Here is a 26,499-nt window from a genome sequence, read left to right on the forward strand (position 1 = left end):
GCTCAGGGCTCCGGTTCGGAGGGCGGCGCGGGCGCCGCGTGCGGCGGGTCGGTGATCGGCGGTCCGGGCCGGGCAGCGGCGGAGAGGTCCGCCGCGTCCCCGGCGGGGTGGAACGCGGGCAGCATCCTGCCGTCGGGGAGCGTCCGCCAGTTCAGCCGCAGCGACTGACCGCACCGCAGTGCCTCGTGGTCCCCCTCCAGCGGCGCGAGGAGCACCGGGCCTTCGGCGAGGCGGATCCGGCCGAGGGCGTAGGGCAGGGGGCGGTCGGACGGCGCGCGGTGCACGACGGTGAACGTGTCCAGGACCGCGGTCGCGGCCACCGGGAGGAGCCGCAGACCGTGGGTGGCTCCGCAGCCGGTGCACAGGACGCGGGGCGGATGCTGCGCGGTGCGGCAGCCGTCGCACCGCTGGACGGTGAGCCGTCCCACGCGGGTGGCGTCCCACCACGGCCGGGTGACGGCGTCGGCGGGCGCGGGCAGGGGGCCGTCCCACGGCGGGACTTGCGTCCCGACGCGGCCCTCGTCGGCGGGCGCGGGCGGCGGACCGTCCCACCGCTGCCGGGGTCCCGGCCCCGGCACCGAATCGCCACAGGCCGCGGGCAACCGACCGTCCCACCGCAGCCGAGGTTCCGGCCCCGGCACCGTATCGCCACAGGCCGCGGGCAACCGACCGTCCCACCACTGCCGGGTTTCCGGACCCGGCACCGGGTCGCCGGAGGGCGCGGGGAGCGGACCGTCCCACCGCTGCCGGGTTTCCGGCACCGTATCGCCACAGGCCGCGGGCAACCGACCGTCCCACCGCTGCCGGGTTTCCGGACCCGGTACCGGATCGCCGGACGGTGCGGGGAGCGGACCGTCCCACCGCTGCCGGGGTTCCGGGCTCGGTACCGGGTCGTCGGAGGCGGTGCGGGACGGTCCGCCCGGCGGCGGGACCTCGGGCTGCCGGACGGGCTCGTCGAGGGGTGCGGGAAGCGGCCCCTCCCGCGGCCGCGGGGGATCCGGCCCGCGGCCGGGCCCGGGTGGTCCGGGCGGGGCCGTACCCGGACCGCACGGGTCGTCGCGGGCGAGGACCACCGTGGCGTGCGTGGACAGGATGCCGCCGGTGCCGTGGGCGACGGCCGTCCGCGCGCCGGGAACCTGGCGCGGGCCGCACTCGCCGCGCAACTGCCGTACCGCCTCGATGAGAAGGAACACGCCGAACATGCCGGGGTGCCCGTACGAGAGTCCCCCGCCGCCGGTGTTGAGGGGGAAGCCGCCGCCGGGGCGGATGCGGCCGTCGGCGACGAAGTCCGCCGCCTCGCCGGGCCCGCAGAAGCCGAGGGCCTCCAGCGTCAGGAGCGTGGTGATCGTGAACGAGTCGTAGACCTGGGTGACGTCGATGTCGGCCGGTGTCAGCCCGGCGCGCCGGTAGGCGCGGGCCGCGCTGGCGTACGCGCCCGGGTTGGCCAGCAGGTCGTCCGGGCCCGCCGAGCCGGTGTGGGTGGTGGCCTCCCCGTACCCGAGGACGCGCACCGGGGGTCGGCGCAGATCCCGGGCCCGGTCGAGGGAGGTGAGGACGACGGCGCCGCCACCGTCGGTGACGAGGCAGCAGTCGGCCTTCGTGAGGGGGCTGGAGACCATCGGGGCGGCCAGCACGTCGTCGACCGTCAGAGGCCCTGCCCCATGGCGGTGGGCAGCGGGGTTGAGCAGGGCCCACGCGCGGGCGGCCACGGCGACCTCGGCCAGGGCGCGCCGGGAGTGGCCGTACACATGGAGGTAGCGACGGGCGGCCATGGCGTAGTGGGACAGCGGGTACAGCGGACCGGCCGGGGCCTCGAACTGGGCCTCGGGCGCGGCGGGGTCGAGGGGTCCGGTGAGGCTGCGGGAGCGGCGGGAGCGCTGGTCGGAGCCGTAGGCGATGACGACCGTCGCGCACTGCCCGGCCGCGATGGCCTGCGCGGCCCGCGCCACGTACATCTCGAAGGCGCTGCCGCCCGCGAAGGTGGAGTCGGTCCAGGCGGGTGCGATCCCGAGGTAGCCGGCGGCCTGCGTGGCCGGGAAGCGGCCGGTGCCGGAGGTCGCCAGGCCGTCCACGTCGCGCAGGGCGAGGCCGGCGTCGTCCAGGGCCCTGGTGACTCCCTGGGCGAGGAGCGCGAGGGCGGGCAGGTCGCTGACGCCGAGGTCGGACTCGGCCGCGCCGACCACGGCCACTCCGGTGTTCACGGGCCCCCCGGTTCGCGGAGTTCCAGGAGGGCTCCGGCGGGGGCGACGGCCGTACGGGCCCGGGGGCCCAGGACCTCGACGGTCTGCTCGACGGTCACGAGGGAGCCGTCGACGACGGTGACGCGGCCGGCGCAGCGCACGGTCTCTCCGGCGAACACCGGCCGTGCGAAACGGAAGTGCAGGCGGCGCAGGACACAGGCCGGGCCGAGCCAGTCGAGGAGCTGTTCGGCGAGCAGTGCCCCGAAGACCTGTCCGTCCACGACGGGGGCGGCCAGGCCTCTGGCGTTGGCGTGCGCGGTGTCGTAGTGCAGCCGGTGCCAGTCCCAGGTGGCGCCCGCGTAGGCGACCAGTCGGGTGAGCGGGAAAGACCTCTCCAGGGGTGGCACGACGGCCCCGGGCAGCAGTTGGGGTCCGGTCACCGGGGCTCCTCGGGCGACAGTGAGACGTGCAGGACGGTCTCCTCGTTCTCGGCGAGCGGGGTGCCGTACTGGTCGGTGTAGGCGCAGCGCGAGGTGACGGTGAGCAGCGGGCGGCCGTCGGCGGTGGTGCGTTCGCCGAGGGAGAGGAGGGTCCAGGTGGCGGTGACCCGGACGCCGGGACCGACGGGCCGGTGGAAGGTGTACGTGTGCGAGCCGCGCACGGTGGCGGTGTGCGGGATGCGGATGCCCCAGGTGTGTCCCGCGTAGCCGTCCTCGTCGGGCGGCAGGCCGGTGTACTGGTTGGTCTCGCAGATCAGGGTCGGCGGTGCGATCACGTCGGGGTGGCCCTGCGCACGGGCGTAACCGGCGTCCGTCCACAGGGGGTTGGTGTCGCCCACGGCTGTCGCGAAGTAGCGCAGGGCGGCGCGGCCGAGCGGTTCGGGTGCCGTGTAGACGGCGGTGCGGCCGACGAGGGCGCGCAGTTCGTCGGTGAGCAGGGTGCTGGTCATCGGCCTCCTTCGGGCAGGTCCCCGGGCGCGAGGGCGGACGCGGGCAGGACCGCGGTGGGGAACACCTCGATGAGGAACTCGCGGCGGAGCAGTGCCGCGCAGCCTGCGGTGGTGACGGCCGGGCGGGCGCCGGGTCCCAGCGCCCCGGCACGGGCTTCGGCCCATGGGTCGGCCGAGGTCGCGGTGGTCCCCGCGGGCGAGGCGGAGTCGGCGCGGGCGGTCGGGGCGAGGGCGGTCGGGCAGAGGAACTCCTGTGTGTGCACGAGGTCTTCGGGTCCGCCGCCTGCCGCCTCGATCACGGTGCGCACCGCGCGGTAGATCGCGTGGGTCTGGGCGGCCGGGTCACCGGCGTGCAGGGCCTGCTGGGTGTCCATGTCGAGTGCGGCGAAGCCGGACATGTGGAGGGTGCGGCCCGCGCGCACACCGGGGCTGTAGGTGAGGGTGTCGTAGCGCCGCCAGCCGGGATTGACGGCGGTGAGGGGGTGGCGGGAGGCCGTGACGTCGAGGGCGACCAGGACGCCCGGGGCATGCAGCCGGGACATGAGGATGCCGCCCGCTCCGGGGAACACCCCTGCCCCGCCGAGCAGTTCGCGGCGCGGGCCCGCGCAGAGCGGATAGGCGCGGCGGGTGGCGGGGGTGGAGTAGTCGTAGGTGGTGACCGCGTGGTCGAGGCTGAGGCCGGCTCCGCGCAGCAGTCGGTCGGCGGTGCGCAGGCAGTGGGCGTACTGGCGCGGGAAGTCGCCCGGGTGGGCGAGGTCCCCGTGCGGGTCGAGCGGCAGGACGGTCGGGAGGACGACCGTCCCGTCCCGTGCCTCGCGCAGACCCGCGGGCAACGATCGGCCGCCGCCGGGGTCGAGGCGGGCGGCGAGCGCGAAGTGGGCGCCCGCGGGCAGCGTTTCGCTGATGACCGTGGTACGTGCCGGACGGTGGGACTCCAGCAACTCCGCGAGCGCGGCGGCGAGTTCGTCCCGGGCTTCGAGTGCCGCCACACCGACGAACTCCGTGAGGTGGACGATGTCGCCGGGGACGCCACCGCGTTCGCGCAGCAGCCGCGCCAGCCGTTCGCACACGGCGCGGGCCTGCGCGGCCGGACCGTCGTCCTCGGACGGTGCCACGGCGGTGAGGCGGGTGGTGGGGCGGACCGGGGCGCTCATGGAGTCCGCCGCTCGAAGGAGGCGGCGATGGCCGCCGTGAGGTCGAGGATCCGGGCGAGGGTCGGTTCGCGGTCGATGTGCAGGACACGTTCGGCGAGTTCGCGGGTGAGGGCGTTCTCTCCGCCGGCGTTGGCGTGGAATTTCACCAGCACCTCCTCGGTCGGGGGCGGGGGGTGGTGGCCGCCGGGGACCTCGGCGGACAGCTCACTTCCGTCCGTGGTGCGGAGCCGGATTCGGCCGGGGGCCTCCGCGGCGGGGCCCGGCCAGGGGCGTTCGCGGTGGGTGACGCGGGCGGCCAGCGCGGCGGCGTCCGGGCGCGCACCGGCCGGACGGTCGTAGGAGTCGAGTGTGACCCGGCCGTCCAGCAGCATCAGGGCCGTGGAGTACGGGAGCGCGAACTTCGCCTCGTAGGCGGTGCGCGGTGCCTGGCGCGGGCCGGCGGGCTCGCACACGACGGGCACCGCACCGGGGGGAACGTCGACGACGGCGGACGCCGGTTCGGCGCCGGCGAGGCGGCCGTGCAGGACGCGTGCGGCGTCGAGAGCGGGGTGCATGAGCCGGCAGCAGGGGTGCCGCTTGGCGGCGACGGCGGGCGCGTGCCACATCTCGCCGAGGTCGCCCGCGGCCTCGGCGGCGGTGACGGGATGTCCGGCCAGCGCCGCGAACACGCCGTAACGGCCCTCCAGGACGGTGGCCGGGCCCTCGGCTCCGGCGGTGGCGAGGCGGAGGGCGACGAGTCCGGCGTGCGCGGCGAGGCCGGGGTGCAGGGTCTTGGTGTCGCTGCCCGCATCGAGGAATTCGAGGAGTCCTCCCGCGCTGCTGCCCGCGAGGCCGAGCGCGTGGGTGAGCACAGGGGCACTCGTGCCGTGCAGGACCGCCGCGGTGACGGGCGCGGCGAACACGCTCGCGACCTGGGTGGCGTGCACACCGCGGGCGTGGAAGCGGTACGGGGCGGCGAGGCCCACCCGGACCGCGGTCTCGTATCCCGCGGCGGCGGCGGTCAGGACGCGGGCGCCGGTGGCGGTGGTGTGCTGCGCGGTGCTCAGCAGTGCGGGGAGCACGGCGGCCGTGGCGTGGACGAGTGCGCCGGGGTGGGTGTCGTCGAAGTCGAGGGCGTGCACGAGTGCGCCGGTGGCCAGTGCGGCGGCGGGTACGCCGATCAGGGCGGTGCTGCCGGGGACCGCCGCTTCCGGAGGGCCGCCGAGTCCCCGGGCGACGGCCAGCGCGGGACGGGCCGCGTCCTTCCGCAGTCCGGCGAGCAGACAGCCGACGCCGTCCAGCAGTTGTCGGCGCACGGCGCGGCGGACCACGCTGGGCACCTGGTCCAGGGTCAGCCGGCCCGCCCAGTCGGCGATGCGGGCGGCGGCCGGAACCGTTTCGGCGTCCTGAGTGCCGAGCGGGTGAGGGTGCCCGTGCGGGTGAGGGTGCGGATGGCGCTGGTGACCGGCCGCACCGGGGCGGTGCGCGCAGGCGTGGTTCGGACCGGAGGGACCAGGAGGGCCCTCGGGATCGGGCGCAGCCGCCCCGGACGGGTCCGCCGAACCGTCGGGGGCGGTTCGGGAGGCGTCGGAAGGAGCGGAGCGCGAGGCGGGATCGCGGGTGTCCGACGCCGCGGGGGCGGTTTCGGGGTCGCGGCCGTTCGCGGTGGTCTCAGGCACCGAAGGCCCCCTCGTCGTGAAGCCCGGCGATGCGGCTCTCCTCGTATCCGAGGATCTCGCTCAGGACCGCACCCGTGTGTTCACCGCGCAGCGGTGCCCGTCGGTGGGACGGGGCGGGCGGGCCGGTGCGTACCGGGCTGAGCAGGTTGCGGACGGTGCCGAAGTGGGGATGGCTGGTCTCGGCGACGAGTCCGCGGGCCGCGGTGTGGGGGTCGGCGAGGGCTTCGGCGACGGTGTTGACGGGCCCGCAGGGCACGCCCGCGTCGGTGAGCCGCTGGACCCAGGTGGCGGCGGACTGTCCGGCGAAGAGCTTCTCCAGCTCCGGGATCAGTTCGTCGCGGTGGGTGCGGCGTCCCTCGAAGGTGCCGTACGCGTGGTCGCCGCGCGCCCATTCGGGGTGATCCAGCAGGACCGCGAGGCGCTGCCAGAACTTCTCCTTGGCGCAGCCCACGACGATCCAGGCGTCGCGGGCCCGGAACGCCTGGAACGGGACGAGCGAGGGATGCGCGGAGTGCCGGGTCCTGGTCGGGGTGAAACCCGCGTTGAGATGCCAGACGCCCGGGTAGGTGAGCAGGCTCAGCGCCGTGTCGTACAGGGAGACGTCGCAGTCGAGGCCCCGGCCGTCGCGGCGGGCGGCGTGCAGGCCGGCCAGCAGGGCGAGCGCGGCGACGAAACCCCCGGAGTAGTCCACGAGGGAGAGACCGGACTTGGCGGGCGGCCCCCCGGGTTCGCCGGTGAGATCCATCCAGCCCGCGAGGCCTTGCAGGATGTAGTCGTAGCCGGGCTGCGCGGACCGGGGTCCGGTCATGCCGAAGCCGGTGAGGGAGCAGCAGACGATCGCCGGGTTCAGATGCTTGAGGGTGTCGTACGTGATGCCGATGCGCTCCGGGACATCGCCCCGCAGGTTGGAGTAGACCGCGTCGCTGTGCCGGACGAGGTCCTCGAACACCGCCCGGCCCGCGGGATGGCCGAGGTCGAGGGAGACACTTCGCTTGTTGCGGTTGAACGCCTCGAAGAACAGCGAGTCCTCGCCGTGCTGGTGGGGCGGCACATAGCGGCCCACGTCACCACCGGCGCCCGGGTCCTCGATCTTGATGACGTCGGCGCCGAGGTCGGCGAGGTGCAGGGTGCCGAACGGGCCCGCCCCGTACTGCTCGACCGCGAGGACCCGCACGTCCGCCAGCGGACGCGGGACGGGGCCCTCGGAGGGCGTCGGCGGGCTCACGCGCGCACCTCCCTGATGAAATCGATGACCGCGGCCTGGGCGGCGCGGATCTCCCGCGGCTCCAGCCCGTGGACGGGCGGGCCGAGCTTGACGGAGTCGGCCACCGCCGCGTACTCGGTGAGCCGTTCCGCCACCTCCTCGGGAGTACCGGTGAGGGCCAGGGCCCGTGTCATGTCGGGGTCGACGACATGGCCGAGCCGGTCGGCGCGGGCGCCCGCGCCGCGGAACTCCTCGACGACGCGCCGCTGCGCGGCTTCGAGCCCGTGCGCGGCGAACAGCGGGCCGTAGGTGCGGACCGACGCGTAGAAGCCGAGGCCGCCCGCGGCCAGCCGGTGGGCGCGACGGGGATCGGGGTCGATCGCGCAGCAGGCGGAGGCGATGACCTCGAACCCGTCGAGGCCGCCGTCGGCCGCCGCCCTGCCGTCCGGTCGGGGGGCGGCCGGTGCGGGTGGGCGACGGGCGCGGCCTTCGGCGAGTCCGGGCAGGACGGTGTCCTTGAGGTGGGCGGGTGAGCCCAGTTCGTGGCCGATCCAGCCGTCCGCGATCTCACCGGCGAGGCGGGTCATCGCGGGTCCGACGGCGGCGAGATGGACCGGGATGCGCGGACGCAGCGGCGGGAAGGGGCGGCGGTAGCCGCGGATGCGGACGCCGGTGACGTCGCCGCCCGCCTCGATCGTGCCGCCGTCCGCGCACGCGGCGGTGAACGCCCGGATGCAGGCGACGGTCTCCCGCAGCCGTCGTACGGGCGGGTCGAAGGCGGTGCGGTGCCAGTCCTCGTTGAGCCGCCGGACGCCGCTGCCGAGCCCCAGGACGAAACGGCCCGCGCTGAGTTCGTCGAGGTCGAGCGCCTCCAGCGCGGTGGTGAGCGGGCTGCGGACGAAGGCGAGCGCGACGGCGGTGCCCACCCGGGCCGGGCCGGCGACGGGGGCGAGCGCGGCCGCCGTGATCGTGGCGCTGCGGTGCAGTTCCCCCGCCCACAAGGTGTCCGCGCCCGCTTCGCGTGCCGCGCGTCCGGCGGCCACCAGTTCGTCGAGGGTCTCCCCCCACGGGGCGTAGCCGATCCGCGGCAGCGGCCGGGGCGCGCTCACGGGGTGTCGTCCAGGCCGAGCGGTGCTGCGGCCCGGGGGCGGTGGCGGTCCGCGGGGAGCACGCCGCGCTTGTGGACGTAGAAGGTGCGGCGGAACGAACACACCTGCTCGCCGCGCTGGTTGAGGGTCCGGGTGCGGACGGTGACGAGGCCGGCTGCCGGTCGTGAGGCGGATTCGCGGGTCGTCAGGACGATCGACTCGGACCAGAGGGTGTCGCCCGCGAACACCGGGGCGGTCATCCTGACGTCCTCCCATCCGAGATTGGCGAAGGCGTTCCGGGTGAGGTCGGTGACGCTCTGTCCGACCGCGACGGCCAGCGTCAGGGTGGAGACGACGAGGGACCGGCCGAACTCGCTGTGCCCGGCGTACACCTCGTTGAAGTGCATCTCGCTGGTGTTCATCGTCAGCAGCGTGAACCACGTGTTGTCCGCCTCGCTGAGGGTGCGGCCCAGCGGATGCTCGTAGATGTCGCCGACCGCGAAGTCCTCGTAGAAGCGTCCGCTCCAGCCGGGGCGAACGGTGCCGGTGGCCCGGCCGGTGCCCGATGACGGGCTCATACGGATCCTCCCCCTGGGCCGGATCCGGCCCGGACGCGGTGACCGCGGCTGGCCCTCAACTCCGCCTGTGCGCAGGCGTTTCGAGGCTCTCGCCGCGGCCAACCCTAGGAGCACGCACGAGAGAGCGTCAAGGGCCTTGTTTCCCTATGCGTTCCACTGTTTCCATCAATGCACGCGCGCTCACCCGTCCGGAAGCCGCTCCTCCGACCGGCCGACGCACCACCGGTTTTACGGGAGCGAAACGGTGCGCCCCTTGACACGACTACCGGCCTGGCGCTGTATTTGAGCGACGTTTTCGAAACACAGTTTCACTCAAGGAAACGAGCGGCCGGATTTTTCCGGACGCTTCGCCCGACCGGGCGCCCCGCACCCGGCAACGGCAGGTCCGGCGAGCGCCTCCGCCGGAACGGGTGTCCGGCCACCAGGACGTCCGCTCCGAGGGCGGCACCGTTCCCGACACCACCGACGCGCCTGCGCGCACCCGCTCCACGAAAGGAGCGCTCCATGAAACACCCGTACCCCGGGCCCGCCCCGAGACGAGGCGGGGCCGCCCTCGCCGCACTCGTCGTCGCGGCGGCCGGTTCCCTCGTCCTCGGCGGGTCGTCCCCGGCGTCCGCCGGCAGCGCCTCCGTGTCGTACGACTGCGTCTTCAGCACGTCGCACTCGCAGTTCACCACGACGGCGACCCTCACGGCTCCGGCCACCGCGGCCGCCGGGGAGAGCGTCGACGTCACCCTCGACCTGAACGACGCGGGTCCCGCGAACGGTCCCGTGGCGCTGCCCGCGAACAGCGTCGCGGCCTCGGCCCAGGTCCTCGTCTCCGGACAGGACCCCATCACGCTCAGCGCGCCCGCCGCCCACCCCGCCATCCCCGCGAAGGGGATCATCCCGATCCCGGAACTGAGCGGGCACCTGACCGTCGCCCAGCCCGGCAGCGTCACCCTGACACCCGGTCAGATCACGCTCGACATCGCGAGTTACGGGCTCTCGCTGGCCTGCACGCTGCAGGGCGACGCCCCGGTGCTGCACACCATGACGGTCACCCCCGCCGGAGGATCGGGCACGGCGTCGGTATCGAAGATCTCCGGCCGGCCGGCCGCCGACACGACCGGTGCCCGCCCGGGTGACACCGTGACACTCGCCGGCACCGGCTGGACGCCCTCGGCGGCCGTCGGCACCGTGGAGCTGTGCTCGCTCACCGGAACCGACTGCTCCGGCACGGACATCAGCCCCGACCTCACCGTGGACAGCACCGGGAAGCTCACCGGAACCGTCCTGGTCAAGGAGTCCGCGGCACCGGGACCGCACAGCCTCCACATCACCCAGAGCGGCATCACCGCCACCCTGGTCCTGGGAGTGCTCGGCACCAGGACCCTCCAACTGAGCCCCTCCGGAGGCGGACCGGGCACGCCGACCACCGTCACGGGCGCGAGCTTCGACCCCGGGGACGAGGTCACCCTCACGCCCGTCGACGACACCGGCGCGGCCACCACGGACCTCGCGGTGACAGCACCGGTCGACGCCCGCGGGTCCTTCACCGCCACGCTCACCCCCTCGGCGGGCACCGTGAAGATCGTCGCGACCGAGCGGGACGGCACCGCCGCGGACTCCGCCGAGGCGGCCTGGGCGGCCGCGGCGAACGGCGGATCGAGCGAGCAGAACCTCAAGATCGTGGTCGCGGGCGGCGCACTGACGATGGCGCAGGAGCCCGGCGAGGTGACCTTCGAACCGGTCACCGTGGACGGCACCGACCACACGTCCGCCGGCACGCTGCGCTCGGTCCAGGTCAAGGACTTCCGCGGCGGAACCCAGGGCTGGTCACTGGTGGGCACGGTCACCGACTTCCGCACCGCGTCCGGAGCGGTCATTCCGGCCGGACAACTGTCCTGGACACCGACCTGCGGTGTGCACACGGGAGCCGCCGCCGCCTCGACGGTCACGCCCGGTTCGCCGGGGCCGCTCAGCACGACCACTGCCGCCCCGCTCTGCACCCAGGCGGCGAGCACCGATCCGGCGTCCGTGACCGGTGGCCACTTCGACGCGGGCGCCGGACTCGCCCTCGACGTGCCGGCCATCACCCAGAGCGGTGCGTACGAGGCCGTACTCCGCCTCACGCTCTCCTGAAGGATCGTCATATCGGCTTTGCTGCATGGCGGTTGGCGGCGTGGAGGACCCACGCCGCGGCCGCTGCGGCATTCGCACCATCGGCTCACCACCCGTCTCCCACCGCCGGAGCAGGAGCAGGAGCGCACACGATGCCCATCCGACGCCGCGGCAGGCCCGGGGCGATCCACCCGACGGTGACCCGCGTGCTGCTCACCGTGCTCCTGGTCCTTCTCGTGTGTCCCACGCCCGCGGCGGCCGCCGGGAGCGGGCCGAGCGCCTGGTCCGTACGGCCCGCGGGCGCGGTCACCGACGGTGCACGGCGCAGCGCCTTCTCCCTGGACGCCGCGCCGGGCTCGACGATCAAGGACGCGGTCGTCATCAGCAACCTCTCCGAGGTCCCGCTCTCCTTCCAGGTGTACGGGACCGACGCGTACAACACACCGCGCGACGGGGCCCTCGCCTACCGGGAGGCGGGGCAGGCCCAGCAGGGCGTCGGCCGCTGGGTGAAGCTGCGCACCAACGCCCTGGTGATCCCCGCGGGACGCGGCGCGGAGATCCCCTTCACACTGACCGTGCCCCCGGACGCGACACCCGGCGCCCATGTCGGGGGCATCGTCGCGCTCGACAACGCGGTGGAACAGGCCGGCCGGGACAACGGCGTCGACCTCGGCATCCAGCGGGCCATCGCCGTACGCGTGCAGCTCACCGTGGGCGGCCCGCTCACTCCCGGAGTGGGCGTGCGCGACGTACGGCTGGCCCACCGTCCCGCCGGGGTGCCGTTCCGGTCCGGGCGCGCGACCCTGCGCTACACCGTCGTCAACACCGGCAACACCGTCATCCAGCCGAGCGCCCGCCCGCGTGCCACCGGGCTGTTCGGCCGCACCCTCAAGACATTCCGCACCACCCGGCTGCCGGTCCTGCTGCCCGGTCAGAGCACCGTCATCACCGCCGTCTGGGACGGCGCTCCCCCACTGGACTACGTCCACGCCTCCGTGCGCGTGAGCGCTCAGGGCATGCCCGCCGCGTCCGCCGAAACCGGCTCCGTACTGCTGTCCTGGACCACCGTCGCCGTCCTTCTGGCGCTCCTGGCGCTGCTGGCCCTGGCCCTCTCACAGGTGCGCCGACGGCGCCGCGCCCGGCTGGAGCACACGCCATGAGCCGCGCGGTGCGCACGAGCGCGCTCGCGGCGGCGTTCCTGGCCGGCCTGGCGCCGCTCACCACGCCCGCCCGCGCGGACACCCCCCAGCCCGCGATCAGCGCCGGCACCACGCGGCTGACGCCGGGGCGGCCGGTCACGGTGACCGGTACCGACTGGCCTTCGGGAGCCACGGCGCAGGCGGAGGTGTGCGGCGCCCGCGCGCTGCGGGGCAGCGCAGACTGCGACACGCTGCGGTCCGTGGTGGCCCTCGTGGCCGCCGACGGAACGTTCCGGGTGACGCTCGTCGCAGGCGCGCCACCGTCCCGCTGCCCCTGCGTGATCCGGGTGACGGCCCAGCCCGGCGCGAGCGGCGCCCAGGTGGACGTCGACCTCGACGGACAGCCGGAGGCGGCGCTCCCGTCGCTCGCCCGGACCCCACGCGTCGACGTGGTCCGTACGCACATCTCCGGCTCGCCCGGACTGGCGGAACTGTTCGGCGCCTCCCCGCACCGGACTCTCACGGTCACGGTCCGCAACCCCGGGACGACCGCCTTGGGCCGGGCCCCGCTGATCGTCGCCTGGGGTACGGGCGGTACGGCGGACATCCCGGTCTCGGCCCCGCTGACCACGGACCTGCCGGCCGGTGCCACCCGCACCTACCGCGTCCGCGTCACACTGCCGGTCGCCGCCTTCGGAAGATACGCCGTGGGCGGCACGTACGCGTCCGCGACCTTCTCCTCGGCCACCGACGTCTATCCCTGGGGGCTGATCGCGGCCGCCGGGCTCTCGGCTCTGCTCCTCGTCCACGCGATCGGCGTCGCGGCCCGCCGCCGCTTCCGGGAACGTCCGACAGGGGCGGCCGTCCTCCCGCCGGACGCGGCCGGGGCAGCGGTCACCGTCGAACTCGCGGGACTGCGTACGTTCCTGGCGCGCGCGGGGGTCGCCGACGACCGGACGATCGCCCTGCACACCCTGCTGCGGCACGCGTCGGGAAAGCCCGAACTGACCGACCGCCGGGGGCTCGACGACCTCGTACGGCTGCTCGCTCCACCGCTGCCGTCGCGGCCCGGGGGCACCACCGGGGCGGAGTCCGCCGAACCGCGCGACACCCGTTCCCAGAAGGCGGGGTGAAAGGCCGTCATGACGTCGTCGCACGCTCCATGGGCCGAAGACATCCTGAGCGGCGCCGCGGCCGGACTGCTCCCCGGCGGTCTGGTGCTCGGCGCTCCGCTGCTCGGCGCCGTCGTGGGAATGCCCGGTGCCGCGGTGCGCTACGTGCTCCTCACCGCCGCCGTCCTGTGCGTCCTCGGCGCGGGAGCCGCCCGCGGGTTCCTCCGGCGGCGCCCGGTCACCCTCCGCACGGCCGCGCGCTGCGCGCTGCTCGCCTGCCTGCTCAACACGGCGGCGGGGCTGTGGCCTTCGGTCCCGGTGTACTGCGGGGCCGTGCTCGCGGGCGCGCTGCTCGGCACGCCGGCGCTTCGGCTCTTCCGCGCCACGCCGGCCTGGTGCGCGAGCGGGCTCGCGGGGCTGGGAGCGGCGGGGCTTCTGACGGGGTGGCTGGCGGAGCACCCCGGCGCGGCGCTCGCCGTGTGCGGCGCGGCGGCGGCGGCTCTGCTCACACCGCTCGCGCTGAACCGCCCAGGCAGGACCCCGGACAACTCGGGCCGAGAACAAGCCTGTTCGTCCGATGCGGCCGTCGAAACCGACGTGACGTCCGCCCCTCCTCGCACCAACCCGACCGAAGCCACGGACGCGACGAATCCCTCCCCCGCCCGGGCCGAGCCCGGTGCGACCGTCGAAACCGGCGTGACGTCCGCCCCTCCTCGCACCAGCCCGACCGAAGCCGCGGACGCGGCGAGTCCGTCCCTCGCGCGGGCCGAGCCCGGTGTGGGTGGGGCGCGGCCCGGATCCACCGTGCGGAGCGCCGCGGTGGACATCGCCGTTCTCTCGGCGGCGGCCGCGGCCGTGTTCTTCGCGGCGCAGGACCTGCTGGTGTTCCGGCGACTGGAACTCGGCGGCGCGCCCGCCGCTCTGACCGGAACCGCGGCGCTGGCCGGGGCACTGGTGCCCGCGGGCCTGCTCGCGCGCCCCGGTGGCGGGGCGCGCCGACCGGAGCTCACGCCCCGGAACCCGGCCCCGGCCCCACCCTCACGCCTGTATCTGCCTCTGCCCCTGTCCATGCTTCTGCTCGCCGTCGCCGCGGCGAGCGCCGCGTCGGCGGCGGCGGCCGACACCCGGCAGCTCGTGGTCTCGCTGACGCTGGCACTGGGCTGCGCCGCCGCGGGCGTGTCGACGCTCCGGGCCACCGGATTCCGCGGCAGCGCCCTGCCCGCGCTGCTCGGAGGTCTGACAGGGGTCGGCGCGCTGGCGCTGGCCGGGAGATTCCTGGACGCCGGGGACGCGCTCGCCCTGGCCTCGGCCCTGCCCCTGAGCCGGGCCGCCCTGCTGCTGCGCCGCAACCGGGCCGCACGGCACGCCGGAGTCCCTCGGGCAGCACCCCCGACACTGGAGGTGCGCCGACTGGCGGTGCGCCACAAGAACCGGCCCCGGGTGACCCGACTGCGGCTGTCCGTCGCCCCCGGAGAGCTGGTCGTCCTCTATGACGAACTGCCCGGCCGCAGGGGTGGAACAGCGCTCCGCGCGCTCGCCGGAATCCCGCGGCCCTCTCCCGGCCGCTGCACGATCCTCGGCCACGACCCGGCTGGTACCGACGCGGCGACGCGCTGGCGGCTCGGACTCTGCGCGCTGCTGGACCCGCAGGACGGTGCCGTGGCCGGCGCGCTGCCGCAACTCGCCTCTCCCACCAGCGTGTCCGGCGCGCTGCGGTCCGCCGTGGCCCCGCTGGACGGGGAGCGGGCCGACGAGCTGTGCCGCGCCGCCCGCGCCGCGTTCCCCTTCCTGGCGTCCCGCGGCGACGATCCACCCGCCGCGCTCGAACCGGCCGAACGCTGTGTGCTCGGCCTCGCCCTGACGCTGATCGCCCGGCCACGGCTCCTGCTGCTCGACCTCACCGGGCCCGGCACGCTGCATCTCGCGGCCGACCCGGACGTGGCCGACCTGCTGCACCGGATCACCGGCCACGGAACCGCCGTACTGGTCGCCACGACACAACCGTCACCCGTCCTCGGGGGCCGCACGGTCGGCCTCTCCACCGGCCGCCGGGCACCCGGGGCATGGCCGGTCCCCCGTACGAGAGAGGCATCGGCATGAGGTGGTGGTCCTCCCCCGGCGGGCCCGGCGGGGCCCTGGTGACGGCGGCCTGCGTCCTGGCGCTGTGCGGTACCGGCACGGCTTCGGCCGCCGACCCACCGGGCGCGACGGCCAGGCTGTCGGCCGCGGTCGATCTCGCCGAGGGCCAGAAAATAACCGTCACGGGGGAGGGCTTCCGCAGCGGACTCACCTCGGTGGCCGTCGGACTGTGCAAGCGGGGATACACCAGCAACACCGACTGCGACCTGGCGGGCGGGGCCACGCTGGTGAACATCGGCGGCTCGGGCAGGCTCCCCGCCGTCACCCTCACCCTGCACGCCCGCTTCGCGGGCATCGACTGCCGCACCGTCCAGTGCGTGGTGGGCATCTCTCCGCTGCCGACCGGCACTCCGGCCGCGCTGCGTCCCGCCAACACCGTCGACATCCCGGTCGGCTTCCGGGGCGGGACCACCCGGGGCGAGCCGTCGGGTGCGGGGCGTGCCGTCACCGCGACGGGGCCGGAGGGAACCGGCACCTCCTCGGGCTCTCGCTGGCGCGGGCCCTCGACCGTCCTGTGGGCCGCTTCGACCGCGCTCACCGCGCTGTGCGCGGCGGTGGCCCTGCTCGGCTTCCGCCGTGTCCGGCACGACGACGGCATCCCTCTTCCCGACACCGGAGGTACCTCGTGAACCACTTCATCTTCCGCCCCGGCACCGGGGCCGCGGCCCTGGCGGCGGTGGTGGCGGTCTGTTCGGCGGCGACGCCCGCCGCGGCCGCCGCGACCCTGACCGTGAGCAGGACCACCGGACTCACCCCGGGAGACACCGTCACGGTCTCCGCCAAGGGCCTGAGCCCGAGTCAGTCGTTCGTCCCGCTCGGCCTGTGCAAGCCGGACCCGACCGGTCCGACCGACTGCGACACGGCGACCGCGCTGGTCGGCAAGACCGACGGTTCCGGTGTCTGGCACCTGTCGTCCAGCAACGCGACCTCCGCCGGTCTGAAGATCCTCGCGAAGGCGGGCGGCGCGGACTGCACCTCCAAGGCGGGTGCCTGCGTGGTCGCCGTGTTCGTGACCGCCACCGATGAACTCGCCCAGGTGCCGCTGACGGTGAGTGCCTCCGGTTCGGGGTCGGGTTCGCCCTCGCCCGGTACGTCGGCCAGTCCTTCGGCGTCCGGCTCCGCGAGCGCCTCGGGCGGCAGTACCTCTGGGTCGTCCTCGGGGGACTCCGGCTCGTCCGGTTCCGGGTCGGAAAGTCTTCCGCGGACGGGTTCCGTGGACGGTGTCGCGGTGGCGCTGCTGGCCGGCGGGACCCTGGTCATGGGCGGCGCCTCGTTCCTGCTCCTGGTACGGCGCAGGCGCGACGGGGCGGTCTGACGACCCTCCTGCCCCGGCCCGTCGGGGCGGCGGACCCCTCGGGCCGGGTCTCACCCGGGCGCGTACCGGGTGAGACCCGCGCAGGCGTCGTCGAGCGTGATCACGTCCGCGTACTTGGAGTCCAGGTCGAAGAGGTTCGCCTCGTGCGGCCCGGGATCCCGGTCGGCCACGGCCTGGCGGACCACCAACGGGCGGAATCCGTACTGGAGTCCGTCCAGCGCGCTGGCCCGGACGCAGCCACTGGTCGAGAACCCGCCGAGCACGAGGGTGTCCACGCCCCACGACCGCAGTGTCCCGTCCAGGCCGGTACCGAAGAACGCGCTCGGGTAGTGCTTGAACACGACGGTGTCGCTCGGGCCGGGCGGGCACACCGGGGTGAATCCGGCGTGCGGGGCGCCCGCCCGGAAGGCCCGGAGACCAGGAACCTTGCGGGCGAAGTGCGGTGCGTCGTCCGCGGGTTCGCCCTCGTAGCGTACGGCCGTGAAGACCACCGGCAGCCGGGCCGCGCGGGCCGTGTCCGCCAGCCGCCGCATGGCCGCGAGGGCATCGGCGGCGGTGTCCAGGAACAGGGCGGCGCCGGGATCGGCGTACGCCCGCACGGGGTCCACTAGGAGGACCGCGGGCCGCTCGCCCCAGCCGACGCGGCGGCCGAACCCGGCCGCGCGATAGTCCTCGTCGAGGGGACCCGACATCACCTCGGATCACCCCCCAGCCGGCCGCAGAAGGGGCTCGCGAGGAGGGAGCCGGTCTCCGGCACACGGATGCGGGACAGGGGAACAGTCATGTCCGCAGTCTAAATTTGGGAAACACTGTTTCGCTAGAGGAATCGGCGCGGCACAATGCCGGCATGGAGATCTCACCCCGCCCGCAGGCGGCACCGGTGTCCCGCGCGGTCGCGGCGGGCGCCCGCCAGGTGGGGGCCGCGGACAGCGGAGCCCGGCCGGGCCCGCCCGTCGGCCGCGAGGCGTCCGCCCCGCCGGGGCACGCCGGGGACCTTTCCGCCGGGCCGCCGCCCTGCGGGGCGTGACAGAGGAGACGGGACGTCATGGGTGCGCATCCGCACGGCTGGTGGATCCTGCTCCACCTGGTGCTGTTCGTCTTCTGGCTGGGCGGCGACCTGGGCGTGTACGTCTCCAGCCGTTACGTCCTGCGGCCGGATCTGCCCTTCGAGGCCCGGGCGACCGCGCTGCGGATCATGGGCGTGCTCGATCTCGGGCCGAAGGTCTGCCTGGTCCTCTTCCTGCCGAGCGGCATCACGCTGATGGCCCTGGACCCGCACGGCGCCCCCGAACTGCTGAACGGCTGGACGGCGGCGGGCGCGTGGGTGGCCGCCGCCTGCTGGCTCTGGCTCACGGTGACGGACCATCACCACCCCGGCCTGCGGCCCTGGGTCCGGCGGACGGACTGGGCCGTGCGGATCGGGCTGACCGGAGCGCTGCTTGCCACCGGCGCGTACACGCTCCTGGCGACCGAACCGTTCGGCGTGGACACGCATCCGCGGTGGCTGGGCGCCAAGGTGGCGCTGTACGCGCTGGCCATCGCGTGCGGCCTCGGCATCCGGCTCAGGCTGCGGCCCTTCGGCCCCGCGTTCACCGCGCTGGCCACGGACGGTTCGACCCCCGCGACCGAACGCGCGCTGCGCGCGGCGGTCAACGGCTGCGTCCCGTACGTGGCGGGCATCTGGTCCTGCGTGCTGGCCGCGGCGGCCCTGGGCGTGCTGAAGCCGGGGGCCCGGCTGTGAACCTGCCCCGGGTCAGTTCACGCCGGGGCGGTAGCCGAACTCGGCGGACAGCCGCTCGACGGCGGCCAGGAGCAGCGGGGCGCACTCGGCCATGCGCGGCTTGAAGCGGGTCTGCGGCCCGGCGACGCTCACCACGGCGATGACATGGCCGTCGTGCCCGAGCACCGGGGCGGCGACCGAGGCGGAACCGGCCTCGCGCTCGCCCACGGAGGTGGCGTAGCCGCGGCGCCGCACCGCGGCCAGTTCCTTGCGCAGCTTGTCGGGGTCGGTGATGGTCCGCTCGGTGAGCCGGTCGAGGGCGTGCCGCTCCAGGTACCCGTCGACCTCCAGGTCGGGCAGGAAGGCGAGCATGGCCTTGGAGGAGCTGCCCGCGTGCAGCGGGAGGGGGATGCCGAGCGCGACCTCCATGCGCAACTCCCGGTCGGGGACGACCTGGTCGACGTAGAGGCGGGTGTCGCCGCGGCGGATCGACAGGGTGGCGGTCTCGTCGCACTGCGCGGCCAGCCGGCGCAGTTCGGGCGCGGCGAGGATGCGCAGGTCCGTACGGGCGAGATAGGCGCGGCCGAGCGAGATGGCCGCGGGCCCGAGCGCGTACCGCCGGGTGACGGGGTCGGCGATGATCAGGTCGCGGTTGCGCAGGGCGGTCAGGATGCGGTGGACGGCGGCCTTGGTGATGCCGAGTTGCTGGGCGATCTCGGTGATGCCCAGGTCGGGGCGGCCGCTGCGGCCGAACAGCAGGAGCACGTCCATGGCGCGCTCGACTGCGGCGATCGACCTGCTGGTGTTCTCCTCGGTCACAGCGTCCTCGGTGCGTTTCGGGTGCGTGGAACAGCCCCCGGGCGGCTCCTGGGGCTGCCGGACAGCATAGGCGTCGATTTCCCTCTGGGAAACACCGTTCAATGAGCGGTCGCCCGTGATTGACACCCACTCGGACCCGTCGTTACGCTCTTCGTTACAACGTTCCACTGAGGGAAACAAAACCCAACGAGAACGGGGGTGGCGATGACAACCGCCGTGGACGGAAGCACCTTTCGCCACGTGCTGGCCCGCTGGCCGAGCGGCGTCGGGATAGTCACCACGGCCGGCGAGGCCGGACGCCACGGCATGACCGCCAGCTCCTTCAGCAGTGTCAGCCTGGACCCGCCGCTGGTGCTGGTCTGCGTCGACCGGCGGTTGCGCTCCCACGAACTCCTCGCCCGCAACGGCGTGTTCGCCGTCAACGTGCTCGGCCGCGACCACATCGGCCTCGGCCGCCGGTTCGCCGGAATGGAACCCGAGGTGAGCGACCGTTTCGCGGAGGGAGACTGGCTGCCCGGCGCCACCGGCAGCCCCGTCCTGACCGACGCCGCCGCCTGGGTCGACTGCCGGGTGCGCAACGCCTACCCGGGCGGCGACCACACCATCTTCGTGGGCGACGTGGTGGCCGCGGGCGTGCCCCGCATCACCTCACCCCTGCTGTTCCACTCCCGGGCCTGGGGCCAGCTCGCCGACCCGCTGCCCCGCAGTGTCGGCATCACGGACACCGGCCTCGCCCGCACCCTGCACGACCAGGGCACGGCGACCCGGCGCGGCGCACGGCTGGTGGCGACGGTCCGCGCGGCGGGAATCCCGGTCGTCGTCCCCCACGGCGCGCTGCGCATCGCGCCGCCCACGGCCCGCGGGACCGACAGGCCCGGCACCGGACTCCGTACACCTCCGGAGGGCGCCGCCGCACCGGCGGGTGCCGGCGCCCGCACCGCGCCGGGCCCGCCCGCGGTGCACGTGTGCAGCGCCGCCCAGGCCGCCGACGCCGCCGAAGCGGGCTGCCCCTGCGTGGAGGTGACCGTCCCGGCCGACGGCACCGGAGCGGCGGCACGGGCCGTCGTCCGGGCCGTCGCGGGATCGGCGACCACCGTCGTCGCGCGGGTCCACGACGCACTCGCCCCCGACCGGGCGCGGGCCGTCCTGCACACACTCGCCGCGCTCAAGACCGCCGGCTGCGCGGAGATCGCCCTCGTCGAGGGCCGCCCCGGTCCGGGCCCCGCGAGCACGGCCGGCGCCCTGGACGGATCGCCGCTCCATCTGCGCGCCCTGCTCCAGGACGTGGTGCCCCAGGCCGACGGCCTGCCGGTCCGGCTCGCCCTGCGCGACCACCACGGACTGGGCCTGGTCAACGCCCTGACCGCCATGAAGAGCGGAGTCCGCCTCTTCGACACCGGACTCGGCGGCTGCGCCGGACTGCTGCCGACCGAGCGTCTGGTCCTGCTCTGCGCCCGCATGGGCGTGGCCACCCCGGTCGGCCCCGAGGTCCCGCGCTCCTGGGTGAACGAGCTGGAGCGGATGCGCCACGGCCGCCCGCTGCCCGCGCGGACCGCCCCCGACCAGTGAAATCCCCGACCCCACGCGCACCGTCCGAGGAGCCGCCGCCGATGACCGCACCGCGCCTGACCGGAGAACGCCTCGTCGACACCATGACGCCGGACGAACGCGCCCGCGCGCAGCGCGTCGAACAGGTCCTGCCCGCACTGCGCGCCCATGCCGCCGAAGCCGACGCGAAGGCCGAGTTCCCGGCCGGACACGTCGCGCTGCTGCGGGACGCCGGACTGCTGGGACTCGTCGTGCCGCAGAAGTACGGCGGTCTCGGTGGCACCCTGCGCGACCTCGCCGCGGCCACCTTCGCCATGGGCACCGCCTGCCCCTCCACCGCGCTCGCCTACTTCTTCCACAACACGAGCGCCTCCCGGGGCCTGCTGCCGCTGGAGGCCGTCCGCGCGGGACTCTTCCGCGAGGACGAGACCGCGGAGGTCACCGCGTTCGCCGAACGGGTGCTGACCAGCATGGCCGCCGGTGCCTGGCTCGGGAACTTCGCCAGCGAGTCGGTCAAGAGCTCCACCGCGAACATCGCCATCGCCACCACGGCCGAACAGGCCCCGGGCGGCTGGCTGCTGACGGGCGAGAAGTCCTTCGGCTGCGCGACCGGCGTCGCCGACACCTATCTCGTCACGGCCCGGCTGGAGGGCACCGAGGGGCCCGACGGCCTGGCCCTCTTCCTGGTGCCGCGCACCGCGGAGGGGGTCAGTTCCCGTGAACCCTGGAACGGGCTCGGCATGCGCGGCAGCGCCAATCACGGCATACGGCTGAGCGGCACGTTCGTCCCGCACGAGGAGGCGCTGACGGTGCCCGGCGCCTTCACGCGGATGCTCCAGGTCAGCCGGGGCAGCTTCGTCGGCAATCAACTCGCCATCGCCGCCGTGTACACGGGGGCGGCGCAGGCGGTGTACGACCACGCGCTGGAGCGTCTCACCCGCAGGACCTTCGCCGACACGGGCCGGCCGATCGCCTCCAGCCCCATGCACCAGGTGCTCATCGGCGACATGACCCAGCGCCTGGAGACCGCGTACCTGTGGCTCCGGCGGCAGTTGGACCTGGAGACGTCCGAACCGCCGCTGCGCGTCAAGTCCGAGGTCTTCGCACAATGGCGGCTGGGCAAGGGTTCGGTCACCGAGGCATGCTTCGACGTGGCCGTCGCGGCCCTCAAGGCCTGCGGCACGTCCGGCGCCACCATGGACGGGACGATCGGCCGCACGGTCCGCGACCTCGCGATGGGCCTGGTGATGACCTTCCCCGCGGAGCGGGGCCGGCTGGAGGCCGCGAAGATGGCCACCGACTCCCTGGAGAACGCGCTCTTCGCCAACGTGGAGGCCGACCGTTGAACACCCCCGCTCCGGTCAATAGCCTTGCGAATTCAGGCGACTTGGACCTGGAGGAGACCGCGGATCTCGTGGCCGGCGGCTGGCAGGCCTGCCGTGACCGGCTCGGTCCGGTGCTGGAGAATCCCGCCACCGGCGCGACGGTGCGTCCCGCCCTGGGCAGTTCGGCCGCGCGCGCCGAACGGGCCCTGGCGACGGCGGACACGCTGCACACCAGGGGCTCCTGGGCCTCACTCCCCGCCGACGACCGCGCCGACGCCCTGGACACGGCGGCGGCGGCCGTCGAACGACGCGTGGCGGCCGTCGTGCGGGCCGAGTCCTTCGCCACCGGCGTTCCGCTGGCCCAGACCGCCGGGCTGGGCGTCATCGTCGGCGGTGCGTTCCGGCTCGCCGCGGCCCGCCTGCGCGCGGGTGTGCTGCGCTCCGGGGCGACGCGGCCGGACGGTCACGCCGTCGAGGTGCGGCGGGCTCCGCTGGGACCCGCGTTGTGCGTGGTGCCGTACAACGCACCCGCGCCGATGGCCGCGCACAAGGCGGCGAGCGCCCTGGCGGCGGGCTGCCCCGTCATCGTCAAGGCACCTGAACTGGCCCCGTACGGAACACAGTTGCTCGTCCGTGCGGCCGCCGAGGGGCTGGCGGCGGCCGGGGCTCCGCCGGGCGTGCTCCAGCTCCTGCACGGCGACGGACTCACCGGCGCGCGACTGGTGGCCGACGCCCGGATCCGCGCGGTGTCGTTCACGGGCGGCACGGCGGCGGGCAGGATGGTGGGCGCCGCCTGCGGCCAGGGACTGAAACCGGCGCAGCTCGAACTCGGCGGGAACAACCCGCTCGTCGTGATGCCGGACGCCGACCCCGCGGTGGCGGCCCGGATGGCCGCCGAACTCCTGACGACCCTCAACGGCCAGTGGTGCCGCGCCCTGGGCCGGCTGATCGTTCCGTCCGCGATGCTGCCCCGCCTGCTGGCGGACACCGGCGCCGTCCTGGCCGGTCTGAAGGCCGGCGATCCGCTCGACGCGGCCACCGGGTACGGGCCGCTCGCCCACTCGGCCCATCACCGGCGCGTCACGGCGGCGGTCGACGCGCTCACAGCGGCGGGCGGTACCCCGCACACCTTCACCGAGATCCCGGAGTCCGGCAGCTACTTCGCACCGGTCCTGCTGACCGGTGTCCCCGAACAGGCGGCCCGTGAGGAGGTGTTCGGCCCCGTGGCCACCGTCCACGCCTACGACAGCGAGGACGAGGCGGTCGCGCTGGCCAACAGCACCGGATACGGGCTGGAGGGCTACGTGGCCGGAACGGAGGAGGCCGCCGCCCTCGCGGTGGCACGCCGTATCAGGGCGGGCGAGGTGAAGGTCAACGGCTCCTCGCTGATGAGCCTGCACATGGAGACCCCGCGGCCCGCCTGGGGGCTGTCCGGCGTGGTCGACGAGGGGACCGACGAGACGCTGCTGCACTTCACGGGCGGCCGGGTCACCGGCGTCGAGGGCGCCTTCGCGCTGCACACCGGGCCGGGCCCCGGGACCGCGGCGGGCGGGTCCCGGTGACGGGCACACCGCCCGGCGGGCGGGTCCTGGTCGCCGGGGCGGGTCCGGTGGGGCTGACCGCCGCACTGGTGCTCGCCCGGCGCGGGGTGCCCGTCACGGTGCTGGAGGCGGGTCCCGGGCTCTCCGCCGAATCGCGGGCGTCGACGTTCCATCCGCCGACCCTGGAGATGCTGGAGGACCTCGGGGTACTCGGTCCGGTGCTCGAACAGGGCCTGGTCGCACGGACCTTCCAGTACCGCGACCGGCGCACCGGCCCCGTCGCGGAGCTCGACCTGGCCGTGCTCGCGCGGGACACCCGGCATCCCTACCGGGTGCAACTGGAGCAGGGCAAGCTGACGCCCGTGCTCCTGCGCGCGCTCTCCCGGCTGCCGGGAAGCGAGGTGCGTTTCGGCGCCCGGGTCTCCGCGGTCCTCCAGGACGCGGACGCGGTGGACGCCGTACTGAGTGACGGAACGACCGTGCGCGGCTCCCACCTGCTCGCGGCCGACGGCGCGCACTCCGCGGTGCGCCGGTCGCTGGGGATCGGCTTCGAGGGCATGACCTACCCGGAGCGTTTCCTCGTCGCGTCCGTCGAGGACGACCTGGCGGCCGAGATTCCCGGGCTCGCCCCCATCGCCTACGTCATGGATCCCGACGAATGGCTGGTCCTGCTGCGCACCCCCGATCACTGGCGGATCCTGCTGCCGACCCGCGATGACACCACGGACGCGGCCGAACTCGCCCTGCTGCCCGATCGGTTGAACTCCCTGCGCGCATCGGCCGGCGGCCGGACGGGCCCGCCGTGGCGGGTCGCCCAGGCCGGCCTCTACCGCGTGCACCAGCGGGTCGCCGACACGTTCCGGCGGGGCCGGGTGCTCCTGTGCGGGGACGCGGCCCACGTCAACAACCCGCTCGGCGGCATGGGCATGAACAGCGGCATCCACGACGCGGTGCTGATCGGCGCCGCGCTCCGCGCCCTCGTCACCGGGCGGCCCGGCGCGGACGAGGCACTGGAACGGGTCGCCGCGGCCCGGCGGCACTGTGCGCTGACATACGTCGGAGCCCAGACGCACCGCAACTGGGAACGGCTCAGGGTCCGCGACCCCGCGCGACGCTCCGCTCTCGCGGAAGAGCTGCGGGCCACGGCGGCCGATCCGGCGCGTGCCCGGCAGGCGCTGCTGCGCAGTTCGATGATCGCGTCCCTGCGGACGCCCGTGTGACAACGCGGCGGTGCGGCGGTCGGCGGCCCCGTGGCCGCCGACCCGAACAATCACCGACGACCGGCGGCGAGGAGGGCCATGCCCGTCGACGACCTGATCAGGATCCACAACCCGGCCAGGACGGCCGAGCTCGTCGGCTGCGCGACGCCCGCGACGCCGCGGGAGGTGGACCGGGCGGTGGCCGCCGCCGGGCGGGCCGCCCCGTACTGGGCGCGGACCTCGGTGTCCGAGCGCGCGTCCGCGCTGCTCTCCGCCGCGGCCACCCTGGAAGCGGCGGCACGGACCCACGCGCCGCTGCTCGCGCGGGAGTCGGGCAAACCACTGGCCGACTGCCGTGGTGAGATCACGTTCTCCGCGGCGGTGCTCCGCTGGTTCGCGGACGCGGCACCCGGTCTGCTCGCGGACCGCCTGATCGACGACGCCCAGGGCAGACTGACGATCCGTCAACGGCCGTACGGGCCGGTCGCCGCCCTCACTCCATGGAACGCGCCGGTGGTGCTGACCGCGCTGAAACTCGCCCCCGCCCTGGTCGCGGGCAACGCGCTGCTGGTGAAACCGTCCCCGCTCGCCCCGCTGGCCATCGGCGCGCTGCTCACCCGCCTCGCGGAGCACTTCCCCGCCGGACTGCTGCACACCCTGCACGGACACGCAGCGACGGCCACCCACCTGGTCGGCCACCCCGGCGTCTACAAAGTGGCCTTCACCGGCGGCGCGAGAGCGGCGCGCGCGATCGGGGCGGCCGCGGCAAAGGCCCTCACCCCGACGGTGATGGAACTGGGCGGGAACGACGCGGCCGTCCTCCTCGACGACGCCCTGCTCGACGACGACGCCATGGACCGGCTGGTGCTCGCGGCGATGGCCACGGCCGGCCAGGTGTGCATGGCGGTCAAACGGATCTACGTGCCCCGGGCCCGGCACGACCGTTTCGTGGACGCCTTCACGGCGGCGGCCGCGCGCGTCGTACGGCTCGGCGACCCGCTGGCTCCCGGTGTGAGCGTGGGGCCGGTGATCTCGGCGGAGTCGGCGGCGCGGTTGCGCGCCCTGACCGACGACGCCCTGAGACGCGGCGGCCGGGCTCTCCCGCTCGGCGCGGTGTGTCCGTCGACCGACACATCGGCCGGGCACTTCGTCCGGCCCGCGGTGCTGCTCGGCCTGGACGAACGGGCCCCGCTGGTACGGGAGGAGCAGTTCGGGCCGCTGGTACCGGTGCTCGCGTACGACAGCGAGGACGAGGTGATCGCACGGGCGGGCGCGGGTGAACTCGGCCTGGGCGCCTCGGTCTGGAGCGCCGACGAGGAGCGGGCCTTCGCCGTCGCGCGCCGCCTCGACGCGGGCTTCTGCTTCGTCAACACCCACAACCGGACGGGCATGTCCCTGCGCGCGCCGTTCGGCGGGGTCAAGCGCAGCGGCCACGGGCGCGAGTACGGCGCGGAGGGCCTGCTGGAGTACGTGCAGCCGTGCGTGACCCACGCACCGGCCGCGTTCCGCGGGGGTGGCGCCGGGATGGCACCCGGCGCGTATCCGCTTCCCGCCGACCCGCCCGGTCATCCGTCCAGGGAGTGACCCGTCACCGCGCCCGGCCTGTCTCGCCGGGGCGCCTCGCTCCCCCGCCCGACCCGTCGAGGACGTGAGCCGCCGTCCTGCCCGGCCCCCCGGTCCAGGGCGCGACCCGCAGTCCCGGCCCCCTGAGGAGGGAGGCCTCCTCCG

Annotated in this window: 23 protein-coding genes; 13 read left to right on the top strand and 10 right to left on the bottom strand. The window is 75.0% G+C overall.

The genetic code is table 11. The features are described from left to right. Window positions 1-2 precede the first annotated feature (2 nt). Genes OHT01_RS02720 through OHT01_RS02755 form a run of 8 tightly spaced genes read right to left on the bottom strand, consistent with a single transcriptional unit; the run spans window position 3 to window position 8,811 of the window. A complete protein-coding gene (locus OHT01_RS02720; protein ID WP_328551467.1) occupies window positions 3-2,201 on the bottom strand; it encodes an acetyl-CoA acetyltransferase in 2,199 nt (732 codons plus the stop codon). Then, on the bottom strand, window positions 2,198-2,620 hold the full coding sequence (locus OHT01_RS02725) for a MaoC/PaaZ C-terminal domain-containing protein (RefSeq protein WP_328551468.1): 423 nt from the start codon (window positions 2,618-2,620) through the stop codon (window positions 2,198-2,200). Before OHT01_RS02725 ends, OHT01_RS02720 begins: the two co-directional genes overlap by 4 nt. Next, window positions 2,617-3,129: a MaoC family dehydratase gene (locus OHT01_RS02730; protein WP_328551469.1), complete on the bottom strand. Its 513-nt coding sequence runs from the start codon at window positions 3,127-3,129 to the stop codon at window positions 2,617-2,619. Before OHT01_RS02730 ends, OHT01_RS02725 begins: the two co-directional genes overlap by 4 nt. Further along, entirely contained in the window at window positions 3,126-4,283 is a 1,158-nt protein-coding gene (locus tag OHT01_RS02735; RefSeq protein ID WP_328551470.1) for a RidA family protein, read from the bottom strand. Before OHT01_RS02735 ends, OHT01_RS02730 begins: the two co-directional genes overlap by 4 nt. Continuing rightward, complete coding sequence (locus tag OHT01_RS02740; RefSeq protein WP_328551471.1) at window positions 4,280-5,941, bottom strand: MmgE/PrpD family protein; 1,662 nt, start codon at window positions 5,939-5,941, stop codon at window positions 4,280-4,282. Before OHT01_RS02740 ends, OHT01_RS02735 begins: the two co-directional genes overlap by 4 nt. After that, on the bottom strand, window positions 5,934-7,166 hold the full coding sequence (locus tag OHT01_RS02745; protein ID WP_328551472.1) for a CaiB/BaiF CoA transferase family protein: 1,233 nt from the start codon (window positions 7,164-7,166) through the stop codon (window positions 5,934-5,936). The genes OHT01_RS02740 and OHT01_RS02745 overlap by 8 nt, the downstream gene beginning before the upstream one ends. Then, window positions 7,163-8,254, bottom strand: a complete 1,092-nt coding sequence (locus OHT01_RS02750) for an LLM class flavin-dependent oxidoreductase (RefSeq protein ID WP_328551473.1) — start codon at window positions 8,252-8,254, stop codon at window positions 7,163-7,165. Before OHT01_RS02750 ends, OHT01_RS02745 begins: the two co-directional genes overlap by 4 nt. Then, window positions 8,251-8,811 carry a MaoC family dehydratase gene (locus OHT01_RS02755; protein WP_328551474.1) on the bottom strand — a complete coding sequence of 187 codons (561 nt, stop codon included), beginning with the start codon at window positions 8,809-8,811 and terminating at the stop codon, window positions 8,251-8,253. The genes OHT01_RS02750 and OHT01_RS02755 overlap by 4 nt, the downstream gene beginning before the upstream one ends. A 504-nt stretch (window positions 8,812-9,315) precedes the next feature. Between OHT01_RS02755 and OHT01_RS02760 the strand changes: the two genes are divergently transcribed. From OHT01_RS02760 to OHT01_RS02785, 6 genes are all read left to right on the top strand, one after another. Beyond that, on the top strand, window positions 9,316-10,935 hold the full coding sequence (locus tag OHT01_RS02760) for a WxL domain-containing protein (protein ID WP_328551475.1): 1,620 nt from the start codon (window positions 9,316-9,318) through the stop codon (window positions 10,933-10,935). Between the two features lie 131 nt (window positions 10,936-11,066). Then, window positions 11,067-12,074 (top strand): WxL protein peptidoglycan domain-containing protein, encoded by a 1,008-nt coding sequence (locus OHT01_RS02765; RefSeq protein ID WP_328551476.1) that lies wholly within the window; start codon window positions 11,067-11,069, stop codon window positions 12,072-12,074. Beyond that, window positions 12,071-13,186 (top strand): hypothetical protein, encoded by a 1,116-nt coding sequence (locus OHT01_RS02770; RefSeq protein WP_328551477.1) that lies wholly within the window; start codon window positions 12,071-12,073, stop codon window positions 13,184-13,186. The genes OHT01_RS02765 and OHT01_RS02770 overlap by 4 nt, the downstream gene beginning before the upstream one ends. Window positions 13,187-13,195: 9 nt before the next feature. Beyond that, entirely contained in the window at window positions 13,196-15,265 is a 2,070-nt protein-coding gene (locus OHT01_RS02775) for a hypothetical protein (RefSeq protein WP_328551478.1), read from the top strand. After that, complete coding sequence (locus tag OHT01_RS02780) at window positions 15,262-15,933, top strand: neocarzinostatin apoprotein domain-containing protein (RefSeq protein ID WP_328551479.1); 672 nt, start codon at window positions 15,262-15,264, stop codon at window positions 15,931-15,933. The genes OHT01_RS02775 and OHT01_RS02780 overlap by 4 nt, the downstream gene beginning before the upstream one ends. Next, window positions 15,930-16,619 carry a neocarzinostatin apoprotein domain-containing protein gene (locus OHT01_RS02785; protein WP_328551480.1) on the top strand — a complete coding sequence of 230 codons (690 nt, stop codon included), beginning with the start codon at window positions 15,930-15,932 and terminating at the stop codon, window positions 16,617-16,619. Before OHT01_RS02780 ends, OHT01_RS02785 begins: the two co-directional genes overlap by 4 nt. A gap of 50 nt (window positions 16,620-16,669) precedes the next feature. On the opposite strand, the gene OHT01_RS02790 is transcribed toward OHT01_RS02785, so the two are convergent. Continuing rightward, on the bottom strand, window positions 16,670-17,311 hold the full coding sequence (locus OHT01_RS02790; RefSeq protein WP_328551481.1) for an isochorismatase family protein: 642 nt from the start codon (window positions 17,309-17,311) through the stop codon (window positions 16,670-16,672). Window positions 17,312-17,466: 155 nt separating this feature from the next. On the opposite strand from OHT01_RS02790, the gene OHT01_RS02795 reads away from it, so the two are divergent. After that, window positions 17,467-17,646 carry a hypothetical protein gene (locus OHT01_RS02795; RefSeq protein WP_328551482.1) on the top strand — a complete coding sequence of 60 codons (180 nt, stop codon included), beginning with the start codon at window positions 17,467-17,469 and terminating at the stop codon, window positions 17,644-17,646. An 18-nt stretch (window positions 17,647-17,664) separates the two neighbouring features. After that, the gene (locus OHT01_RS02800) at window positions 17,665-18,360 is read left to right on the top strand and encodes a hypothetical protein (RefSeq protein WP_328551483.1); all 696 of its coding nucleotides are present in this window, start codon (window positions 17,665-17,667) and stop codon (window positions 18,358-18,360) included. A gap of 12 nt (window positions 18,361-18,372) precedes the next feature. Here OHT01_RS02800 and OHT01_RS02805 read toward each other — a convergent pair whose 3' ends face one another. Then, complete coding sequence (locus OHT01_RS02805; protein ID WP_328551484.1) at window positions 18,373-19,158, bottom strand: IclR family transcriptional regulator; 786 nt, start codon at window positions 19,156-19,158, stop codon at window positions 18,373-18,375. Window positions 19,159-19,362: 204 nt separating this feature from the next. Between OHT01_RS02805 and OHT01_RS02810 the strand changes: the two genes are divergently transcribed. The 5 genes from OHT01_RS02810 to OHT01_RS02830 all read left to right on the top strand — a co-directional run bounded on the left by OHT01_RS02810 (window position 19,363) and on the right by OHT01_RS02830 (window position 26,355). Further along, window positions 19,363-20,727, top strand: a complete 1,365-nt coding sequence (locus tag OHT01_RS02810) for a flavin reductase (protein ID WP_328551485.1) — start codon at window positions 19,363-19,365, stop codon at window positions 20,725-20,727. Window positions 20,728-20,768: 41 nt separating this feature from the next. Beyond that, window positions 20,769-22,052: an acyl-CoA dehydrogenase family protein gene (locus tag OHT01_RS02815; protein WP_328551486.1), complete on the top strand. Its 1,284-nt coding sequence runs from the start codon at window positions 20,769-20,771 to the stop codon at window positions 22,050-22,052. Between the two features lie 41 nt (window positions 22,053-22,093). Then, window positions 22,094-23,593: an aldehyde dehydrogenase family protein gene (locus tag OHT01_RS02820; RefSeq protein ID WP_328551487.1), complete on the top strand. Its 1,500-nt coding sequence runs from the start codon at window positions 22,094-22,096 to the stop codon at window positions 23,591-23,593. Then, window positions 23,590-24,792, top strand: coding sequence for an FAD-dependent oxidoreductase (locus OHT01_RS02825; RefSeq protein WP_328551488.1), 1,203 nt, complete (start codon window positions 23,590-23,592; stop codon window positions 24,790-24,792). The genes OHT01_RS02820 and OHT01_RS02825 overlap by 4 nt, the downstream gene beginning before the upstream one ends. 78 nt (window positions 24,793-24,870) lie before the next feature. Then, window positions 24,871-26,355: an aldehyde dehydrogenase family protein gene (locus OHT01_RS02830; protein WP_328551489.1), complete on the top strand. Its 1,485-nt coding sequence runs from the start codon at window positions 24,871-24,873 to the stop codon at window positions 26,353-26,355. The last annotated feature ends 144 nt before the right edge of the window (window positions 26,356-26,499 follow it).

This window comes from Streptomyces sp. NBC_00358, from assembly GCF_036099295.1.
Lineage (GTDB): Bacteria > Actinomycetota > Actinomycetes > Streptomycetales > Streptomycetaceae > Streptomyces.

What these genes read in the sequence shown, in the direction of transcription:
- OHT01_RS02730 (WP_328551469.1), bottom strand. Translation starts at nt 3,129, where the DNA reads ATGACCAGCACCCTGCTCACCGACGAACTGCGCGCCCTCGTCGGCCGC.
- OHT01_RS02735 (WP_328551470.1), bottom strand. Translation starts at nt 4,283, where the DNA reads ATGAGCGCCCCGGTCCGCCCCACCACCCGCCTCACCGCCGTGGCACCG.
- OHT01_RS02755 (WP_328551474.1), bottom strand. Translation starts at nt 8,811, where the DNA reads ATGAGCCCGTCATCGGGCACCGGCCGGGCCACCGGCACCGTTCGCCCC.
- OHT01_RS02760 (WP_328551475.1), top strand. Translation starts at nt 9,316, where the DNA reads ATGAAACACCCGTACCCCGGGCCCGCCCCGAGACGAGGCGGGGCCGCC.
- OHT01_RS02765 (WP_328551476.1), top strand. Translation starts at nt 11,067, where the DNA reads ATGCCCATCCGACGCCGCGGCAGGCCCGGGGCGATCCACCCGACGGTG.
- OHT01_RS02770 (WP_328551477.1), top strand. Translation starts at nt 12,071, where the DNA reads ATGAGCCGCGCGGTGCGCACGAGCGCGCTCGCGGCGGCGTTCCTGGCC.
- OHT01_RS02775 (WP_328551478.1), top strand. Translation starts at nt 13,196, where the DNA reads ATGACGTCGTCGCACGCTCCATGGGCCGAAGACATCCTGAGCGGCGCC.
- OHT01_RS02780 (WP_328551479.1), top strand. Translation starts at nt 15,262, where the DNA reads ATGAGGTGGTGGTCCTCCCCCGGCGGGCCCGGCGGGGCCCTGGTGACG.
- OHT01_RS02790 (WP_328551481.1), bottom strand. Translation starts at nt 17,311, where the DNA reads ATGTCGGGTCCCCTCGACGAGGACTATCGCGCGGCCGGGTTCGGCCGC.
- OHT01_RS02795 (WP_328551482.1), top strand. Translation starts at nt 17,467, where the DNA reads ATGGAGATCTCACCCCGCCCGCAGGCGGCACCGGTGTCCCGCGCGGTC.
- OHT01_RS02800 (WP_328551483.1), top strand. Translation starts at nt 17,665, where the DNA reads ATGGGTGCGCATCCGCACGGCTGGTGGATCCTGCTCCACCTGGTGCTG.
- OHT01_RS02810 (WP_328551485.1), top strand. Translation starts at nt 19,363, where the DNA reads ATGACAACCGCCGTGGACGGAAGCACCTTTCGCCACGTGCTGGCCCGC.
- OHT01_RS02815 (WP_328551486.1), top strand. Translation starts at nt 20,769, where the DNA reads ATGACCGCACCGCGCCTGACCGGAGAACGCCTCGTCGACACCATGACG.
- OHT01_RS02830 (WP_328551489.1), top strand. Translation starts at nt 24,871, where the DNA reads ATGCCCGTCGACGACCTGATCAGGATCCACAACCCGGCCAGGACGGCC.